The sequence below is a fragment of the Pseudarthrobacter sp. P1 genome, assembly GCF_050156935.1.
GTDB lineage: Bacteria > Actinomycetota > Actinomycetes > Actinomycetales > Micrococcaceae > Specibacter.
This window is the reverse complement of sequence record NZ_CP189584.1, coordinates 1,639,646-1,657,490: the sequence shown is the minus strand read 5'-3', so window position 1 is coordinate 1,657,490 and position 17,845 is coordinate 1,639,646. Positions and strand designations below refer to the sequence as shown.

Annotated in this window: 15 protein-coding genes; 9 read left to right on the top strand and 6 right to left on the bottom strand. The window is 69.6% G+C overall.

What is annotated here, in order from left to right; translation table 11 throughout:
• Positions 1-49 precede the first annotated feature (49 nt).
• Complete coding sequence (locus tag ACQCSX_RS07845; protein ID WP_427018447.1) at positions 50-2,398, top strand: zinc-dependent metalloprotease family protein; 2,349 nt, start codon at positions 50-52, stop codon at positions 2,396-2,398.
• A 154-nt stretch (positions 2,399-2,552) separates the two neighbouring features.
• On the opposite strand, the gene ACQCSX_RS07840 is transcribed toward ACQCSX_RS07845, so the two are convergent.
• Positions 2,553-3,302: an IclR family transcriptional regulator gene (locus ACQCSX_RS07840; protein WP_427018446.1), complete on the bottom strand. Its 750-nt coding sequence runs from the start codon at positions 3,300-3,302 to the stop codon at positions 2,553-2,555.
• 132 nt (positions 3,303-3,434) lie between these two features.
• On the opposite strand from ACQCSX_RS07840, the gene ACQCSX_RS07835 reads away from it, so the two are divergent.
• Both ACQCSX_RS07835 and hpaB read left to right on the top strand, forming a co-directional pair.
• Positions 3,435-3,965: a flavin reductase family protein gene (locus ACQCSX_RS07835; protein WP_427018445.1), complete on the top strand. Its 531-nt coding sequence runs from the start codon at positions 3,435-3,437 to the stop codon at positions 3,963-3,965.
• A 49-nt stretch (positions 3,966-4,014) separates the two neighbouring features.
• A complete protein-coding gene (hpaB, locus tag ACQCSX_RS07830; protein ID WP_427018444.1) occupies positions 4,015-5,469 on the top strand; it encodes a 4-hydroxyphenylacetate 3-monooxygenase, oxygenase component in 1,455 nt (484 codons plus the stop codon).
• Positions 5,470-5,584: 115 nt separating this feature from the next.
• Here the strand turns inward: hpaB and ACQCSX_RS07825 are convergent, their stop codons facing one another.
• On the bottom strand, positions 5,585-6,163 hold the full coding sequence (locus ACQCSX_RS07825) for a gluconokinase (RefSeq protein WP_427018443.1): 579 nt from the start codon (positions 6,161-6,163) through the stop codon (positions 5,585-5,587).
• 9 nt (positions 6,164-6,172) lie between these two features.
• Complete coding sequence (locus tag ACQCSX_RS07820) at positions 6,173-7,579, bottom strand: gluconate:H+ symporter (RefSeq protein ID WP_427018442.1); 1,407 nt, start codon at positions 7,577-7,579, stop codon at positions 6,173-6,175.
• Positions 7,580-7,823: 244 nt separating this feature from the next.
• Here ACQCSX_RS07820 and ACQCSX_RS07815 point away from each other — a divergent pair, with 244 nt between their 5' ends.
• Together ACQCSX_RS07815 and ACQCSX_RS07810 are read left to right on the top strand one after the other, a co-directional pair.
• A complete protein-coding gene (locus ACQCSX_RS07815) occupies positions 7,824-8,588 on the top strand; it encodes a FadR/GntR family transcriptional regulator (protein WP_427018441.1) in 765 nt (254 codons plus the stop codon).
• Between the two features lie 91 nt (positions 8,589-8,679).
• Complete coding sequence (locus tag ACQCSX_RS07810) at positions 8,680-9,729, top strand: FUSC family protein (RefSeq protein WP_427018440.1); 1,050 nt, start codon at positions 8,680-8,682, stop codon at positions 9,727-9,729.
• Here ACQCSX_RS07810 and ACQCSX_RS07805 read toward each other — a convergent pair.
• From ACQCSX_RS07805 to ACQCSX_RS07795, 3 genes are all read right to left on the bottom strand, one after another.
• On the bottom strand, positions 9,726-10,376 hold the full coding sequence (locus ACQCSX_RS07805; RefSeq protein WP_427018439.1) for a phosphoribosyltransferase: 651 nt from the start codon (positions 10,374-10,376) through the stop codon (positions 9,726-9,728). The genes ACQCSX_RS07810 and ACQCSX_RS07805 overlap by 4 nt on opposite strands.
• Before the next feature lie 63 nt (positions 10,377-10,439).
• On the bottom strand, positions 10,440-11,264 hold the full coding sequence (locus ACQCSX_RS07800; protein ID WP_427018438.1) for an alpha/beta fold hydrolase: 825 nt from the start codon (positions 11,262-11,264) through the stop codon (positions 10,440-10,442).
• A gap of 48 nt (positions 11,265-11,312) precedes the next feature.
• Positions 11,313-12,767 carry an amino acid permease gene (locus tag ACQCSX_RS07795; protein ID WP_427018437.1) on the bottom strand — a complete coding sequence of 485 codons (1,455 nt, stop codon included), beginning with the start codon at positions 12,765-12,767 and terminating at the stop codon, positions 11,313-11,315.
• Positions 12,768-13,004: 237 nt separating this feature from the next.
• Here ACQCSX_RS07795 and ACQCSX_RS07790 point away from each other — a divergent pair, with 237 nt between their 5' ends.
• The 4 genes from ACQCSX_RS07790 to nadC are packed head-to-tail and all read left to right on the top strand — an operon-like array spanning position 13,005 to position 17,840.
• Positions 13,005-13,757 carry an NUDIX hydrolase gene (locus ACQCSX_RS07790; RefSeq protein ID WP_427018436.1) on the top strand — a complete coding sequence of 251 codons (753 nt, stop codon included), beginning with the start codon at positions 13,005-13,007 and terminating at the stop codon, positions 13,755-13,757.
• Positions 13,758-13,774: 17 nt separating this feature from the next.
• Positions 13,775-15,106, top strand: a complete 1,332-nt coding sequence (nadA, locus tag ACQCSX_RS07785) for a quinolinate synthase NadA (RefSeq protein ID WP_427018435.1) — start codon at positions 13,775-13,777, stop codon at positions 15,104-15,106.
• Positions 15,103-16,926: an L-aspartate oxidase gene (locus ACQCSX_RS07780; protein ID WP_427018434.1), complete on the top strand. Its 1,824-nt coding sequence runs from the start codon at positions 15,103-15,105 to the stop codon at positions 16,924-16,926. Before nadA ends, ACQCSX_RS07780 begins: the two co-directional genes overlap by 4 nt.
• Positions 16,923-17,840, top strand: a complete 918-nt coding sequence (gene nadC / locus ACQCSX_RS07775) for a carboxylating nicotinate-nucleotide diphosphorylase (RefSeq protein ID WP_427018433.1) — start codon at positions 16,923-16,925, stop codon at positions 17,838-17,840. The genes ACQCSX_RS07780 and nadC overlap by 4 nt, the downstream gene beginning before the upstream one ends.
• The last annotated feature ends 5 nt before the right edge of the window (positions 17,841-17,845 follow it).

The window sequence follows — 17,845 nt, the reverse complement described above, 5'->3', positions numbered from 1 at the left end:
GTTGGTCCGCGCACAGCTTGCTGCGCAACGCGGCAGATAGGGATTTTTGATGCGCCAGCGCACACTGCCAACCATTGCCCAGCGGGGCAGACACCTCCTCGCCGCCCTCGCGGCGGCCGTTCTGCTCGGCGTGGCACCAATGGCTGCCCCGGCGTTCGCCGGCACCACTGGGTCGCCGGCTTCAACGGCGCCCCCTGCCAGCGCATCGCCGTCGGCAACAGCATCGCCGTCGGCACCCGCCCCGGCAAAAATGCCGGCTGCGACGGTGCCGGCCACGGCCGCCCCGGCAACCGCGCCGCCGCCGTCGACGGTGGAAGTGGCCGCCCCGGCGCCCGCCACGGACCCGTCGAATCCGGCGGACAGTGCACCGCCGCTCTCCCTCCCGGCAGACTTGACGGTGGGGACCCTCGGCCCGGGGCATCCGATTCCCGGCCCGAACACGCCGTTGACGATGGCGCCTGACGGATCGCTCCAGCCGCTGGGTCAGGTTCCGGAAGCCGCGCCCACGGCTCCGCGCGCGCCCACGTTCGCACGGCTGGCCCCGAATGCCGCAGCCCCGTATGCTGCCGCCACCGGAGCCGTCCGCGCCATTGCCGTCACGGTGGTCACCGTCCAGCTGGCGGACAATTCCCCGGCGGACACTGCGGGGATTTCCCTGGCCGCCGTCAAAACCGGCGTGGATACGGCCAGCACCTACTGGAAGTCGATGTCCAACAACCGCATTTCCATGACTGTGGCCAAAACGGTGACGGGCTTCAAATCGGCGGCAACGACGTACCAAAACTACAACGACATCATGAACAAGGTCGCCACCGAATATGGCTGGGTCCAGAAGCCGGGCACCGTGCTGATGGTTGTCGTTGCCAACAGCGACCTCTACTGGGGTGGCTCCGGGGGAATCCTGGGCGCCACCTGGAGCAACGGGACAGGCGACGGCCTGATGCTGATGCCGGCGCCGTCCACACTCACCAACAACGTCACCACCCACGAGTTTGGCCACGTCCTGGGGCTGTTGCATGCCGACGCCCTGGAGTGCACCGACGGCCGGGCGGATGTTGGCATCAACTCCGCGGGGAACTGGTCGACCTCTGCCTGCAGCTCCCGGGAATACGGCGATACCACCGACCTCATGGGGTTTGCCCAATACAACCTGCCGGTGATCAACTCCTATTTCTGGGACATGGGAAACTTTGGCCGCGGGGATGAAGTTTTTGACGCGGGCACGGCCAAGAGCGGGCAAACCTTCACGCTGCGCGCCTGGGGCGGCACCGCTGCAAACCGCGCGGTCAAGATCACCGACGCAGGCAGCGGCGAAACGTACTATTTCGAGCTCCGCGTGCCCGTGGGCTATGACAAGTCCATCGCCGTCGACGGCAACCGCGGTGTCAAAATCGTCAAGGCGGATCTGGCGAAGCCCTGGGCGCTCTTTTCGCTGCGCCTGGCCCCCTCCACATTGCCGTTTTCCGGGTATTACAACCCGAACCAAGCGTGGCAGGCCGGGCAGACCTTCGTCTCGCACACCGGCATGACCGTGCAGATCAACAACATCAGCAACACTGACGCGTCCATCACCGTCACGGCGAGTTCGGGCGCCAAGTCCATCGCGGAGAAGGCGACGGCCACGTCCGCCCTGGGTTCGGCCACCAGCGGCGTCGTCTGTGGCTTGGCCAAGGGCGGCTGCTACCAGACCTTCCAACGAGGGGCCATTCTCTGGTCCTATGCCACCGGCGCGCACACCGTCACGAACAGCATCCGCCAGACCTGGCGAGCCTACGGTTCCGAAGGCGGACGCTTCGGCTACCCCACCACCGATGAAGTCGGCGGCCTGCGCAGCGGCGGTGTCTACCAAATGTTCGAGGGCGGTGCCATCATCTGGACCCCGGCCACCGGGCCGCACATCTCCACGGGTGCCAACCGGCAGACCTGGGGGCGCTTCGGTTTCGAAAATGGGCAGCTGGGCTATCCGACCACCGATGAAATCGCCGGCCTGGCCAACGGTGGCGTCTACCAGCTCTACCAGGGCGGGGCCATCTACTGGTCCCCGGCCAGCGGCTCGCACGCCGTCACGGGTGGCATCGGTGCGACCTGGAAGGTGCAGGGCAGCCAGAACGGGCAGCTGCGCTATCCGACATCCGATGAGGCCGCCGGCCTCGTCCGCGGCGGCTACGTCCAGTCCTTCCAGGGCGGGGCCATCTACTGGACACCGGCCACCGGCTCGCACATCTCCCAGGGCGGGATCCGCGCGGCCTGGGGCACCCAGGGCTACCAGGACGGCCGGCTCGGCTACCCGACCACCAACGAGTACCCCCTTTCCGGCGGTGTCGTGGGACAGGACTACCAGGGCGGGCGCATCATCTGGACCCCGGGCGTGGGCATAGAGATCCAGTTCGCCAGGTAGCCACGGTTGTACCGTCCACGGGCCCGTCGGCCGCAGGAATTCCTGCGGCCGACGGGCCCGTCCACGTTGGCGGCCAGGGCAGTTCCGCCTCGATGCGGCGGGCGGCGGCGGCCAGCGCGGCGGACGGTGCGGTGCCAATGATGGACGTTGGCGGCTAGAGCAGTTCCGCCTCGATGCGGCGGGCGGCGGCGGCCAGCGCGGCGCCAATGGCCGCCGGTTCCTGGTTGGCCCGGATGTAGACGACGGCGATGGCGGCCGGGCGCTGCCCGGGGACCAGCACCGGGGCGGCGATGGAGGACAATCCGGCGATGACCTCGTCGTGGCTCGCGGCGTAGCCGAGGCTGCGGGCCTCGATGGCCTCGGCGCGGTAGGGCTGGGAGGGCACCTGGCGCTGCCACTCCTGAATGCCCATGGTTGATTGGATGGCAATGCCGGGGGCGCCCACACCCACCGGGTGCCGGGTGCCCGGGTGTTGGGCGAGCGTTGCACCGGAGTGCCGCGGCTCCACCGTCACCAGCGTCACGCAGTCCAGCTGGTCCCAGACGGTGACGAAAGCCGTCATGGCCAGTTCCTCGCTCAAGCGGGTCAGCTCCGGCAGGGCGGCGCTTTGCAGATTCCGCGAGACGCCGCGTGCCAGCACGGCCAGCCCGGGTCCGGGCAGCAGCCGGCCGGCGTCGTCGCGCACCACCAGCGAGTGGTCCTCCAGCGTGCGCAGGATCCGGTAGGCGATGGAGCGGTGCACGCCCAGGGTCCCGGAGAGCTCCGCAATGGTCAGGGGCCGGTCCGCCTCGGCCAGGATTTCCAGTGCCCGCAGACCGCGCGAGAGCGTCTGCGAGTGGGCCGGGGCAGCCGGTTTTTCGGCCTCTTCTGGGGGCTCGGGGGTGGAAGCGCGCTGCACGGTCATGTGCCCATCCTAATCGCGCGGAGGATTTGCCGCTAAAATGCTTGTGATAGGCATCACTTGGGTCTAGCGTTCTTTATTGGGACTAGAAGTTCGGATAAAGAACTTCCGCCATGATGTGACCAGGGGACCACCATGAACGCACCCTCGGCAGTGCAGCCGCAGCGGCCCACCACCGCACTGCGCCCCCGTGCCCACCATTTCCGCGGCAGCCTGGGACGCTTCGCCACGGGTGTGGCCATTGTGACCTTCGACGGGGCCAGCAAGCGCCACGGGATCACCGTGAACTCCTTCACCTCGGTCTCGATGGAGCCGCCGCTGGTGCTGGTCAGCATCGCCCGCAGCGCCAAGGCCCACGACGAGCTCGCCGACCGGCCCTTCACCGTAAACATCCTCGGCGCCGAGCAGCAGAAGCTGGCACTGCATTTTGCCGGCAGCCCCGGCCAGGAGCCGGTCTGGGTGGAGGGGCCGGTGGCCCCCCGGCTGGCCAATGTGCTGGCCTGGTTCGAATGCCGGCCGTGGGCCGCGTACGACGGCGGCGACCACACCCTCTACCTGGGCGAGGTGGCCGATTTCAACTACCGCACCGGCGACGCCCTGGCGTTCGCCAACTCCGACTTCACCACCATCCCCGAGAGCCAGCTCGGCGTCGAAGACCTGCTCTGACCGTCCGACCCCTTCCTGACGGGAAATTGAAGAGAAAGCGACACGCACCATGGGCATCCGTACCGGAGCGCAGTACCTTGGCAAGCTCAACGCCATGCACCCGCACGTGGTCATCGATGGGGAGGTGGTGAGCGAAAAGATCGCCGAGCACCCGGCCTTCCGCAATGTGGCGCGCTCCTACGCCAAGCTTTTCGACATGCAGCACGACCCCGAGCACCAGGCGGCGCTGACCTACACCTCGCCCACCACCGGGGATCTGGTCAATGCCTCCTTCCTGGTGCCGCGGACGCAGGAAGACCTGGTGCGCCGGCGCGCCGCGATCTCCACCTGGGCCGAATCCACCCATGGCTTCCTGGGCCGGACAGGGGACTATATGAACTCCTCGCTCACCGCGCTGAGCACGGCGGAGAAGTGGTTCGCCCAGGCCGATCCCAAATACGGCGAAAACATCCGCAAGTACTACGAGTGGGCCCGCGAGAACGACGTCCTGGCCACGCACACGCTGATCCCGCCGCAGGTCAACCGCTCCGTCTCCGGCTCCGAGCAGCTCGGGGGGCAGCTCTCCGCGCGCATCATCGAGGAGCGCGAGGACGGCATCGTGATCCACGGTGCGCGCATGCTCGCCACCATTGCACCCATTGCCGATGAGCTGCTGGTGTTCCCCTCCACCGTGCTGCGCGGCACGCCGGAGGACGCGCCCTACTCCTACGCGTTCGCCATCCCCAACGACGCCCCGGGACTGCGCTACCTGTGCCGCACCTCGCTCTACAACGGCGGCAGCACGCACGACGAGCCGCTGGCCAGCCGCTACGAGGAGATGGACGCCGTCGCCGTCTTTGACCATGTGTTCGTGCCCAACGAGCGGATCTTCATGTTGGGCCACCCGGAGCTGTGCAACGGCTTCTACGCCGAGACCGGCGCCGGCGCCCTGATGACGCACCAGGTGGTCACCCGCACCATCGCCAAGAGCGAGTTCTTCCTGGGCCTGGCCTCCGAGCTGGCCGCCTCCATCGGCATCGACGGCTTTCCGCACATCCAGGAGGATCTGGCGGAACTGATCGTCGACGTCGAGGTCGGCAAGGCGCTGATCCGCGCCTCCGAGGCCGACGCCAGCCTGAACGAGGCCGGGGTGATGCTGCCCAAGTGGAGCACGCTGAACGCGGCCCGCAACTGGTACCCCAAAGTGGCCCAGCGCTTCCCGCAGATCATCCGCAAATTCTGCGCTTCCGGCCTGATGGCGCTGCCGGGCGAGGCTGATGTGAACTCCGGCGCGCGGGAGGACATCGAGCTCTATCTGCAGGGCAAGACGTTGACCGGGCCCGAACGCGTGCGCCTGTTCAAGCTGGCCTTCGACGCCTCCATCTCCGGCTTCTCCGGCCGGCAGTCGCTGTACGAGTACTTCTTCTTCGGCGACCCGGTGCGGATGGCCGGGGCGATGGTGAACGCCTACGACCGCGAGCCGGTGCGCGCGCGGATCCGGGAGTTCCTGGCCCAGGAAGACTGAGTCCAGGAGGACTGGGCGGGCCGGCCCTGTCGGGCCATAACGATTCCGGACACGGAACGGCCCCCGCATGGCGATGCCGTGCGGGGGCCGTTCCGTGCCTGTGGCCAGGCGCGGGTCAGACGTGCGGCGGCGCCGAGGACGTGCCGGGCCGCGGGTGGCCCAGCGTGGTGGAGCCGGTCACCGGGGTCAGGCCCAGCTTCCGGACCACCTCGGCGGCTTCCTCGGCCGGGGTGCGTCCGACGTCGATGGCGATGCTGTTTTCCTCCGGTCCCGGGGGCTCCAGCGTGGAGATCTGGGAATCCAGGAGCGTCGGCGGCATGAAGTGGTCCATCCGGGCGGTGAGCCGGCGGCCGATCTGTTCCTTGGAACCGGACAAGAGCACGAACACCACGTTCTTCTCCCGCAGCCGGTCCCGGTAGATCTTCTTCAGGGCCGAACAGGTGATGACGCCGGGGATGCCGGCCATGGTGTGCTCAATGATCCAGGAGGAGATGGTGTCCAGCCACGGCCACCTGTCCTCGTCCGTGAGCGGGTGGCCGGCGGCCATCTTTTCAACGTTTTCCGTGGGGTGGAGGTCGTCGCCCTCCTCCAGGTCCCAGCCGAGCTGGCCGGCGAGGATTCCCGCCACGGTTGACTTGCCGGAGCCGGAGACTCCCATGATGACGAGGACGGGCTGCTGTCCCGAGTTATCCATATTTCCCACCTAGATCAACACCGAAAGAATCATGACAAAGCCGAACCCAACCACCGAGATGGCCGTTTCCATCACGGACCAGGTCTTGAAGGTCTGCCCGATGGTCAGTCCGAAGAGTTCCTTGACGAGCCAGAAACCGGCGTCGTTGACGTGCGAGAGGAACAGCGAGCCGGCGCCCACGGCGAGGGCTAGCAGGGCCGTGTGGGTGGGCGAGAGCGATCCGGCCAGCGGGGCGACAATGCCCGCGGCGGTGATGGTGGCCACCGTTGCCGATCCCGTGGCCAGCCGCAGTGCGACGGCAATCAGGTAGCCCAGCAGCAGCACGGAGAGGTTGGCGCCGGTGGCCCATTTGGCCACGGCATCGCCAACACCGGCACCGATCAGCGTCTGCTTGAAACCGCCGCCGGCGCCCACGATGAGGATCACGGCGGCAATCGGGCCCACGCTGGCGCCAATCTTGTGGCTGAGCTTGGCCCCCTTCAGTCCGACGGCGTAGCCGAACGTGACAAGTGCCAGCAGGACCGCAAGGGTCATGGCGACCAGCGGTTGGCCGATGAAGTCGAAGAAGACGCGCACGGTGGTGGGGTTCTTGGCATCCGGGTTGATGATGTCCACCAATGCCTTGGAGAGCATGAGCACCACGGGGAAGACAATGGTCAGCACCGTGACCAGGAACGTCGGCTGGCGCTTGACGTCAGGATCGGCGCCCGTGTGCGAGGTGTCGACGCCCCCGGCGCGCTTGGGGGCTCCCACGGGAACCCACTTGGCGGCCAGGATCGAGAACAGCGGGCCACAGATGATGACGGTGGGCAGGGCGATCAGCAGGCCCAGGGCCAGCGTGGTGCCGAGCTGGGCATTGACGGCCGAGATGGCAATCAAGGGTCCGGGGTGCGGGGGCACCAGCCCGTGCAGCACGGAGAGTCCGGCCAGGGCCGGAATGGCGATGCGCATCAGCTTGGAGTTGGAGCGCTGCGTCACCAGAACAATCACCGGCAGCAGCAGCACCAGGCCGATTTCGAAGAACATCGGCAGTCCGATGATCACGGCCACCAGGGCCATGGCCCAGGGAACGGCAGCGCCGGAGACCTTGGAAAGCAGGGTGTCCACCACGCGGTTGGCGCCGCCGGAATCGGCCAGCAGCTTGCCGAGCATGGCGCCCAAGGCAATGAGCAGGCCAACTTCCTGCAGCGTCCCGCCGACGCCGGCCTCGAAGTTGGTGATGACTTTGCCCAGTTCCACACCCGAGGCAATGCCGACAAAGGCGGACCCCAGAACGAGGGACAGGAAGGGGTGCAGCTTTGCCTTGACGATCAAGAGCACGATCAGGGCGATGCCAATGGCGGCCACAACCACCAATTGGGTGTCATGGGCTGACCACGGCTGCGGTGCCGCTGCCAACGTTGCGAGTGGTTTCACGAATGGTTCCTTAGCTGGTCTGGAGCCAGACCTATGGCCCGGAGCGCATCCGGCCACGATGGCAGAGTGCTCCGGAAAGACTTGTGTGAGCAAGATTACGGAGAAAATACGATTTATTCAAGCTTCGTTAACAGTAAGGCTGACTTATGATCTCCGTCACGCCTTGTCATCGGATGAAGTGCCGTCCGGCGATAAGATGGGACCTTTCAACAGGAATCCGGCAAAACGCCGTGAAAGGGTGGCCATGGCAACGGTGCCGGCGAAAGTGCACAGCCGCCACAGCAGATTCGTCGAGCTGATGGGGCAGCAGATCACCGCGGGGGAGCTGCCCGAGGGGCTGGTCCTCAAATCCGGGGATCTGGAGGAACGGTTTGAGAGCTCCCGTTCGGTGGTGCGGGAGGGGCTGCGGGTGCTTGAAACGCTGGGCATGGTCTCCTCGCGCCGCAATGTGGGGGTGTCCATCCTGGGATCCTCGAGCTGGAATGTCTTTGATCCGCTGCTGATCCGGTGGCGGCTGGCCGGTGCCAACCGCGAAGCCCAGTTGCAGTCCCTCACCCAGCTCCGTTCCGCCGTCGAACCGCTGGCGGCAGGGTTGGCCGCCCGGGCCATCTCCGTGGCCGACGGCCGCCAGCTGATGAAGGTGGCCGGTGAACTGGTCGCCACCGGCAATGCGGGCGACCTGGAAGCGTTCCTGGCCCTGGACATCGAATTCCATGCCCTGATCCTGCGGGCCTCGGGCAATGAGATGCTCTCGCATCTGGAATCGGCCGTGGCGGAGGTGCTGACCGGCCGGACCCACTATGGACTGATGCCGGAGGTGCCCCGGCAGGAGGCCCGCCACCTGCACTACGTGGTGGCGGACGCCATCCAGCGTGGCATGGCAGCGGAGGCCGAAACCGCCATGCGCCGCATTGTCACGCAGGCGGGCGAGGAAATGACGACGGCGCTGGTCGGACGGCCCGGCGCCGCGGCGGAACCAGACCCGGGGTCTGCTGCTGCGGGCATCTGACGCGGTGTGACGGGCGATATGGCCGCGATCTGGCCGTCCTGATAAATTCCAAAGGACGGTTGAGTGATGGGTGGTGGTGGCTGTGCGGACGATGATGGCGCATGTCCGCGGCCTGCACAGCATCGGCCCGGCGAGCGGGGACCACCTGCCCGCCCTCCGCGTGGCCCTGGGCATCGCAGTGCCGAGCATGCTCCTGGTGGCCCTGGGGCATCCCGAGCTTGTCGTCTACGCGGTGCTCGGTGCGTTCACCGGCATGTACGGGCGCACCGAACCGCACCAGCTCCGGCTCAAGCACCAGGCCCAGGCGGGGGCATTCCTGCTGGCCGGCGTTCTGGCGGGCACCGCCGTCTCCGCCCTGCACCTTGGCCCTCGGGGGCTGGTCCTGGTCGAGACGGTGTTTGCCGGCCTCGGATCCCTGTTCGCCGACAAGGTCAGGCTCCGGCCCAACGGGCCGTTCTTCGGCATCCTGGCCCTCGGTGCCTGCGCCTCGGTCCCGCTGGCCGTTCCGCTCCACGTCGTGGCCCTGGTCTGCGCGGGCTCGGCGGCCTTTTCGGTGCTGGTGGGGTTCAGCGGCTGGCTCCGCGGCAGGAACTGGTCCCCGGGAGCCACCCGCGAACCCACCCCGTGGACCGCCGGCCTGCGCCGGGACGCGATGGTCCACGCCGGCCGCTACCTGGCCGCCGTCGGTGTTGCCGGGGTGGTTGCCGTCCTGAGCGGGATCGGACATCCGCACTGGGCCATGGCCGCGGCCGCGGTGCCGCTGGCCGGGGCCGACCTGCCCAGCAGCGTCCACCGCGGCATCCACCGGATCGTGGGGACGTTCCTGGGGCTGCTGGTGGTGGCGGTGGTGCTCTTCCCCGGGCCGCTGTCCCCGCTGCAGTATTTCCCGGGCCGCGAGGCCCTGGTGCTGGCCGTCGTCGTCGTCCTGTGCCAGTTCCCGACCGAGCTGTTCATGGTCCGGCACTACGGGCTGGCGATGGTGTTCTTCACGCCGGTGATCCTGCTGATGACCCAGCTGGCCGTGCCCGTGGACCCGGTGCGGCTGGTGCTCGAACGCGGGCTCGAGACAGTCATTGGCGCCGTCGTCGGGATCCTGGCCGTGGTGCTGATCCGGCGGCGGGCCCGGGTGCCGCTGGGCTAGCGTGCCAGCAGCGCCAACGCCTGGGCGTCGGTGGTCTGCCGGAAGTCGAGGTAGTGGTTGCCGACGGCGAAGAAATGCGGCGGCATGCGCGGGCACACCACCCTGTCGGCCAGGGCGCCGACGGCGGCGCAGGCCTCCCGCGATCCCACGGGCGCCGCCGCGACCACCTCGGCGGGCCCGCACGCCCGCACGGCCAGGATGGCGGCACACATGGTGGCGCCGGTGGCCAGGCCGTCGTCGGCCACGATCAGCGTGGCGGGCGCCGGCGGCAGGTCAGGGGCGGGATAGCGGGCGAAACGGTCCAGCAGCGCCGCGCGTTCGCGGGTGCGCACCGCGTCCAGCCCGGTGGGGGAATAGCCCTCGCGCAGCAGCCGCTCGCGGAACGGCGTGTTGAGCCATTCGACCACCGTGCCATCCAGCGTGGCCAAGGCGCCGAAGGCCGTCTCCTCGTGGCCCGGGACGCCCAGCTTTTTCACGACGAGTGCGCCCAACGGGAGCCGGAGGTGTTCCGCCAGGGACGCGGCGAGCGGGATGCCGCCGCGCGCCAAGCCAAGCACCATGGTGCCGGGCCGGCCCGCGTAGCTCTGCAGGGCCCCGGCCAGCGTCCTGCCTGCGGCCGTCCGGTCCGCATACTCCCGCCTGTCCATTCTGGTTGCACCCACCATCCAGCCTACGCCGGTGGCGGCCGGCGGGCGCCGGTGCGGGCGGCTTTAGGCGGCGAGGAAGTCGATGGCGGCGGTCTTGAAGTCCCGGGAGGTGACGGCATTGGCGTGGGTCCGGCCGGGGATCAGGTGCGTGGTGGCGGAGCCGCTGAGGGCGGCCAGTGCGTCCAGCCCGGAGGCACGCTCGTCAGCGTCGCCGGCGATGAGCAGGATGGGCATCTTCGGCACGGCCTCGGCCGGGTCGAAGGGCTCGGACTTGATGGCCTGCACGAGCGAGAGCAGGGCGAAGATGTTGTTGGCGGGCACCAGCTGGGCCATCTTGAGCAGGGCGGCGGTGGAGGCATCGGCAATCGGCGTACCGTCGGCCAGGAAACGCTGGGCCGCGGCCAGGTCAAAGGCGGCCAGCGGATCGGCGGCGCTCGGCCCGCCCAGCACCATCCGGTGCACCAGCTCGCCCTGGGTGGCGCCAAACTCCCAGGCCAGCCGGGAGCCCAGGGAGTAGCCGATCACGTCCAGGCCGCTGCCGGCGTCGTCCGCCCGCAGCGGGCGGGCGCCGCAGTCCACGGCAATCTGGAGCAGATCGGCCCGGATCCGGCTGGGCGTGTAGGAATCCAGGTCCTCCGGAGCGCTGCTGGCACCGTGGCCCGGCAGGTCCACGGCGATGACCTCCCGGCCCGCGGCGTGCAGGGCGGCCAGCCAGCCCGGGGCATCCCAATTGAGCGCGATCGAAGAGGCGAAGCCGTGGATCAGCAGCACCGGGCGCTGCGGGGCCCCCGGGGTGTGCGCCGCGGGCAGGTGCCGGATGTTCAGCCCCGGATCGGATCCCTCCACCGTGTGGCTGTGCGGTGGCGCCGAATGCTTGCCGTGTTCCACGTGGCCGCTCCTCACTTGGTGCCCGCAGCGGGCGTTCTACCGCTGAGGCTAGTGGCTCAACCAGTGCCGCGCAATGTCCGCCGGCTCGCCGGCGGCCACCGCACGGGCGGCGCGGACGCGCAGGCTGATCCAGCAGGCCACGGCGATGCCGGCAATCAGGGCAAAGGTGCCAAAGAGCTGCTGGCGGCTGTCCTCGCCGATGAACCCGACGGCGAAGACCATGGCCAGCAGCACCAGGCCCACCAGGGTCAGCACCGGGAAGCCCTTCATCCGCAGCGGCAGCGCCGATCCCTCGGCGTCGGCGCGCCGGCGCAGGATGAACTGCGAGAGCAGGGCCACGCCCCAGACCACCAGGCAGGTGGAACCCACCAGGTTCAGCAGTGCCGGCAGCACCTTGTCCGGGAAGAGCAGTTCAAGGACGACGGCGGCAAAGCCGAAGGCCACCGAGACGGCCACGGCCGCCATCGGCACGTGCTTGGCCGTGAGGCGGGTGACGAAGGCCGGGGCCTCGTGGCGTTCGCCGAGCGAGTAGATCATCCGCGAGGCCCCGTAGAGGTTGGCGTTCAGGGCCGAGAGCAGCGCGGCCACAGCCACCAGCGTAATGGCGGTGCCGGCCCACGGGATGTTGGCGGAGTCCAGCACGCCGGCGAAGGGTGACGCCAGCTCGGGGGAGGTCCACGGCAGCACGGCGGCGATCACGAAGATGGAGCCGATGTAGAAGACCAGGATGCGCCAGACCACAGTGCGGATGGCCACAGCCACGCTGCGTGCCGGATCGGCGGTTTCGGCGGCGGCAATGGAGACGATTTCCGTCCCGCCGAAGGCGAAGGCGACCACGAAGAGGCCCGTGGCAATGCCGCTGATGCCGTTGGGGGCGAATCCGCCGTGGGCCACCAGGTTGCCCAGCCCGGGGGAGGGGGCACCCGGGATCCAGCCCAGCAGCAGGGCCGTGCCGAAGAGCAGGAAGAGCACGATGGCGCCCACCTTGAGGATGGCGAACCAGAACTCGAACTCCCCGTAGTTCTTCACCGAGGTCAGGTTGATGGCGGTGAAGATGCTCATGAAGACCAGCGTCAGCGCCCAGACGGGGACCACCGGCCAGACGCTGTAGAGCAGGCCGGAGGCGCCCAGGGCCTCGGCGGCGATCACCACGATCATCTGCAGCCACCACAGCCACCCCAGGGTGGCGCCGGCGGTGGCCCCCAGGGCCTTTTGCGCGTACACGGAGAAGGCGCCGGAGTCGGGGTTGGCCGCCGCCATTTCGCCCAGCGCCCACATGACCAGGATGATCAGCGTCCCGGCCACCAGATAGGAGACGAGCACGGCGGGTCCGGCGGCGGCGATGCCCTGGCCGGAGCCCAGGAAGAGCCCGGCACCAATGGCACTGCCGAGGCCCATCATGGTCAGCTGCCGGGTCTTGAGCGTGTGGCCCAGGCCCCCGGCGGGCGCCCCGGCAGCGGGGAAGGGTCGGTGCTGCGCGGGGGAGGTGGGAAGTGCAGGCATAACCGGTGCTCTCGTCCATAGGTGGGCTGCATGCTGCCCGGCAGCGTTGCAGTGGGTCAGTAGACGATTATCCCTCCTTGCGCGGACGCGTCCGGACCACATGGCCACCCGCGTGTGACGGACGCCATATTTTGCAGAGTGCCCCGCTGGGCGTAAGATCAGTTTCAGTCAAAGTGACTTTAACTAACGACGGCGCCCCGTCCGGGTGCCGCGGAGCGGTGGAAGGGAGGAAAGCGGATGTTCCCCAGCTCGGCAAACGTCAGCGAGCGGCTCGCCGCACCCCCGGAGCTGGCCATCTCCACGGTGATCTTCGCGCTCCGGCCCTCGGTGAACTCGGGCCGTCCCACCCTCTGGCTGCCGCTGGTCAAGCGCATCCGCGAACCCTTTGACGGGCTCTGGGCGCTGCCCGGCGGGCCGCTGACCCAGGCGGAGTCCCTGCAGGACGCCGCCGCGCGCAATCTGCGCGAGACCACGGGGCTGTCACCGGATTATCTGGAGCAGCTGTACGCCTTTGGCGGCCTGCACCGCTCGCCCAGTGCGCGCGTGGTCTCCATCGTGTACTGGGCGCTGGTCCAGCCCACCGAGGCGGCCATGGCGGAGGAATCGGCCAATGTGAAGTGGTTCCGGGCGGACGGGCTGGACACGCTGGCCTTCGACCACAACGAGATCGTGGACTACGCGCTCTGGCGGCTGCGGAACAAGATGGCCTACGGGTCCATTGCCTACCACTTCCTGGGCGAGAAGTTCACGTTGGCGGCCGTCCGCGAGGTCTACGAGGCCGTGCTCGACCGGAGCCTGGATCCGGCCAACTTCCGCCGCCAGCTCAAGGCAGCCCCGCAGATCGAGCCGACGGACGAGTACCTGCAGGGCGGCAAGCACCGCCCGCCGCGCCTGTACCGCTACACCGGGGTGGACTCCGGCGGGCCGCCCGGCGGCCACAGTCCGAGCCAACCCCATCCCGCAGCACTTTTCACAGCAGCAACGCCTTAGACACCACGGAGCAGACCATGACCAGCGTCAATACGGCCATTCAACTCATCACCCGCGACGAGGCCGAGCGCCGCAACGACTCAGCCCTGCCGCAGGGTTCCCCGGGCCGCGCGCAGAGCAGTTGCAGCACCGAGCTGGCCAAGGGCCCGTGGGAGTTCGACCTGGCTGAGGCGCTGGCCGGCACGCCCGGCTACGGCCCCGGAGCCTCCGTGGCCGACGCCGCCCCGCCCGCCACCCCGCGGCAGGGCCAGCTGCCGCAGGAGTACAAGGACGCCAGCGACGAGGAGCTGGCCGGCCGGATCCTCGCGGCCAAGGCAACGCTGGGGGAGAAGGTGGTCATCCTGGGCCACTTCTACCAGCGCGACGAGGTGCTGGCCTACGCGGACTTTGTGGGAGATTCCTTCCAGCTGGCCAATGCCGCCATGACCCGGCCCGATGCCGAGGCGATCGTCTTCTGCGGCGTGCACTTCATGGCCGAAACGGCCGACATGCTCTCCCGCCCCGACCAGGCCGTGATCCTGCCCAACCTCGCCGCCGGCTGCTCGATGGCCGACATGGCCGACGAGGCATCCGTGCAGGCCTGCTGGGAGCAGCTCGAGGAGCTCTACGGCACCGAACCCGACGAGGACGGCCGGGTACCCGTCATCCCCGTCACCTACATGAACTCCTCCGCCGCCCTCAAGGCGTTCTGCGGCCGGCACGGCGGCATCGTCTGCACCTCCTCCAACGCCGCCACGGTGCTGGAGTGGGCCTTCGAGCGCGGCCAGCGTGTGCTGTTCTTCCCCGACCAGCACCTGGGCCGCAACACCGCCAAGGCCATGGGGGTTCCGCTGGAGCAGATGCCCATGTGGAGCCCGCGCAAGCCCTGGGGCGGCACCGACCAGCAGACACTCCAGGACGCCCGGGTGATCCTCTGGCACGGTTTCTGCTCGGTCCACAAGCGCTTCAACGTGGGCCAGATCGAAAAGGCCCGTGCGGATTTCCCCGGCGTGCGCGTGATCGTCCACCCGGAGTGCCCGATGCCCGTGGTGGACGCCGCCGACGCGGCCGGCTCCACGGACTACATCCTCAAAGCCATCCAGGCGGCTCCGGCCGGCAGCACCTTTGCCATCGGCACGGAGATCAACATGGTCAACCGGCTGGCGGCGGAGTACCCGCAGCACACCATCTTCTGCCTTGACCCGGTGATCTGCCCCTGTTCCACCATGTACCGCATCCACCCCGGCTACCTGGCCTGGGTGCTGGAGGGGTTGGTGGCCGGTGAGGTCAACAACCGCATCACCGTCGCGGAGGACACGGCGGTGGCGGCACGGGTGGCGCTGGAACGGATGCTGGCGGCCCGGCCATGACAGGCACGACTGGGGCAGCGGGGCGTCCGGCAGCGGGGCGCGGCGTGCCGGATGGCGGCGCCGAGCCGCTGGTGGTGGTGGGCAGCGGGATCGCCGGCCTCTACAGCGCACTGCTGGCCGCCGAGGCCGGGGTGCCGGTGGTCCTGCTGACCAAGGGCGTGCTGGCGGCCTCCAACACGCATCTGGCCCAGGGTGGCATCTGCGCCGTGCTGGCGCCCGGCGATGCGGCGCCCGGGGACACCGTGGCGGCGCACATCGCCGACACGCTGGCCGCCGGTGCGGGGCAGTGCGATGCCGAGGCCGTGCGGATCCTGTGCACCGAGGCCTGCGGGGACATTGCCGCCCTGGAGCGCTTCAGTGTCGCCTTTGACCGCGACCCGGCCACCGGGGAACGGGCACTGGGCCTGGAGGGGGCGCATTCCGCCGCCCGGATCCTGCACGCCGGCGGCGACGCCACCGGTGCCGCGATTGCCGACGCGCTGATTGCCGCCGTGCACAGTGCGGCGGCCGCCGGACGCATCACCGTGCACGAGCACGCCTTCGCCACCGAACTGTGCACCACCGCCGCGCGCACCACCGGTGTGCGCTACCTCCAGCATGGTGCTCTCCACCGGCTGGACGCCGGCGCCGTGCTGCTGGCCACCGGCGGCGCGGGCCAGCTCTTCGAGTTCACCACCAACCCCGCAGTCGCCACGGCGGACGGTCTGGCACTGGCCTGGCGGGCCGGTGCCGCCGTCGCCGACCTTGAATACTTCCAGTTCCACCCGACGGCGCTGGCCGTGGGCGGGAACTTCCTGATCTCCGAGGCCGTCCGCGGCGCCGGCGCAGTGCTGCGCGACGCCGCGGACCACCGGTTCATGCCGGACCACCACCCGCTGGCGGACCTGGCCCCGCGCGACGTCGTCTCCCGCGCCATTGCCGCGCATCTGCGCTCGACCGGGGCTGCGCCGGGCGCCACCGTGTTCCTCGACGCCACGGGCGTGGAGGCGGAGAACGGCGAGGGCTACCTGGCCCGCCGGTTCCCCACCATCGACGCGCAGACCCGTGCGCTGGGTTTCGACTGGTGCCGTGAATGGCTGCCCGTGGTCCCGGCCGCGCACTACTGGATGGGGGGCGTGGCCACCGATCTGCACGGACGCACCTCCATCCCGGGGCTGTACGCCGCCGGCGAGGTGGCCTGCACCGGCGTGCACGGCGCCAACCGGCTGGCCTCCAACTCGCTGCTGGAGGGGCTGGTGTTCGGCCGCCGCGCCGTGGCCGCCTATCTGGCCGAATGCGGCACGGCTGCCGGCGGCTTCCACGGCGGCGGGTTTGACGGTTCCGATGGCGGTGCCGGCGACGGCGGCGCGGGCCTGGGCTGGCCCGTGGCCTTCGCGGCCGCGCCGCTGGACGGTGCGGCCTTGGAGGGTGCGGCACTGGACGGCGCCGCACCGGCCGGACCAGCCCCGGCAGGATCCGCACCCCTGGACCGGGCCGGCCTGCGCCGCCTGATGTCCGCCGAGGCCGGCGTGGTGCGCAGCGGGGCCGGACTGGCCCGGGCCACCGACCGCCTGGCGGGCAGCACGGCGCCGGTGCAGGACCCTGCCGGAGCCACGGTGGCGGAGCGCGAGCTGGCCAACCTGCACCTCGCCGCCGCCCTGCTGGTCCAGGCGGCGGCCGCCCGGGAAAACTCCATCGGCGCGCACGTGCGCGTTGATTTCCCGTCCGCACCCGCGGCCGGCGGGCGGCGCTCGCAGTACTTTGCCGCCGCCACCGATGAGATTGGCCGCCCGCTGGTGGGCGCGTCCACCCACAGTTCCACCGAAAGCGAGAGCGCATGAACGCCGTCGAACCCACCCTGGCCGAAGCCGCCACCTGGCACCCGGCGACGCTGCCCGCGCTCCCGGCCGACGCCGTCGCCCGCGTCCTGGCCACGGCGTTTGCCGAGGACGCCCCGTACGGGGACATCACCTCCGCCACGCTGCTGCCGGCCACCGCGCGGGCCACGGCATGGCTGGTGGCGCGCGAGAGCGGCATCTTCTCCGGTGGAGCCGTCTTTGCCGCGGCCATGGTTGCCCAGGATCCGGCCGCTGTGGTGGAGCTGCTGGTGGCCGATGGCGAAGCCTTTGCCGCCGGGGCGCGGCTGGCCAAGGTGGAGGGACTGGCCAGGGCCGTCCTCACCGGCGAACGCGTGGGGTTGAACCTGGTCCAGCGGATGAGCGCCATCGCCACCACCACCGCCCAGTACGCCGCGCAGCTCGCCGGCACCAAGGCCCGCGTCACCGACACGCGCAAGACCACCCCCGGGTTGCGCGTGCTCGAACGCTACGCCGTGCGCTGCGGCGGCGGGCACAACCACCGCTTCTCGCTCTCGGACGCCGTGCTGGCCAAGGACAACCACCTGGCCGTGCTCACCGGCGGGGATCCCGCCAAGCTGACCGAGGCCCTCTCGGGCGTGCGCGCGCAGCTGGGCCACACGGTGCACTTCGAGGTGGAGGTGGACAGCGCCGAGCAGATCGAGCCCGTGCTGGCCGCCGGGGTGGACACCATCATGCTGGACAACTTCAGCCTGGCCGGCTTGCGCGCCGGCGTCGCCCAGGTCAACGGACGAGCGCTGGTGGAGGCCAGCGGCAACGTCAACCTGTCCACCATCGCCGGCATCGCCGCCACGGGCGTGGACATCATCTCCGTGGGCGCCCTGACCCACAGCGTCCGGGCCCTGGACCTGGGCCTGGACATCGCCATCGAGGCCTGACCGAC

Excerpts from the sequence above, each read along its gene's own strand:
- ACQCSX_RS07825 (WP_427018443.1), bottom strand. The coding sequence starts at position 6,163 with ATGGATAACTCGGGACAGCAGCCCGTCCTCGTCATCATGGGAGTCTCC.
- ACQCSX_RS07815 (WP_427018441.1), top strand. The coding sequence starts at position 7,824 with ATGGCAACGGTGCCGGCGAAAGTGCACAGCCGCCACAGCAGATTCGTC.
- ACQCSX_RS07840 (WP_427018446.1), bottom strand. The coding sequence starts at position 3,302 with ATGACCGTGCAGCGCGCTTCCACCCCCGAGCCCCCAGAAGAGGCCGAA.
- ACQCSX_RS07795 (WP_427018437.1), bottom strand. The coding sequence starts at position 12,767 with ATGCCTGCACTTCCCACCTCCCCCGCGCAGCACCGACCCTTCCCCGCT.
- nadA (WP_427018435.1), top strand. The coding sequence starts at position 13,775 with ATGACCAGCGTCAATACGGCCATTCAACTCATCACCCGCGACGAGGCC.
- ACQCSX_RS07835 (WP_427018445.1), top strand. The coding sequence starts at position 3,435 with ATGAACGCACCCTCGGCAGTGCAGCCGCAGCGGCCCACCACCGCACTG.
- ACQCSX_RS07845 (WP_427018447.1), top strand. The coding sequence starts at position 50 with ATGCGCCAGCGCACACTGCCAACCATTGCCCAGCGGGGCAGACACCTC.
- ACQCSX_RS07790 (WP_427018436.1), top strand. The coding sequence starts at position 13,005 with ATGTTCCCCAGCTCGGCAAACGTCAGCGAGCGGCTCGCCGCACCCCCG.
- hpaB (WP_427018444.1), top strand. The coding sequence starts at position 4,015 with ATGGGCATCCGTACCGGAGCGCAGTACCTTGGCAAGCTCAACGCCATG.
- ACQCSX_RS07810 (WP_427018440.1), top strand. The coding sequence starts at position 8,680 with ATGATGGCGCATGTCCGCGGCCTGCACAGCATCGGCCCGGCGAGCGGG.
- ACQCSX_RS07805 (WP_427018439.1), bottom strand. The coding sequence starts at position 10,376 with ATGGACAGGCGGGAGTATGCGGACCGGACGGCCGCAGGCAGGACGCTG.
- nadC (WP_427018433.1), top strand. The coding sequence starts at position 16,923 with ATGAACGCCGTCGAACCCACCCTGGCCGAAGCCGCCACCTGGCACCCG.
- ACQCSX_RS07780 (WP_427018434.1), top strand. The coding sequence starts at position 15,103 with ATGACAGGCACGACTGGGGCAGCGGGGCGTCCGGCAGCGGGGCGCGGC.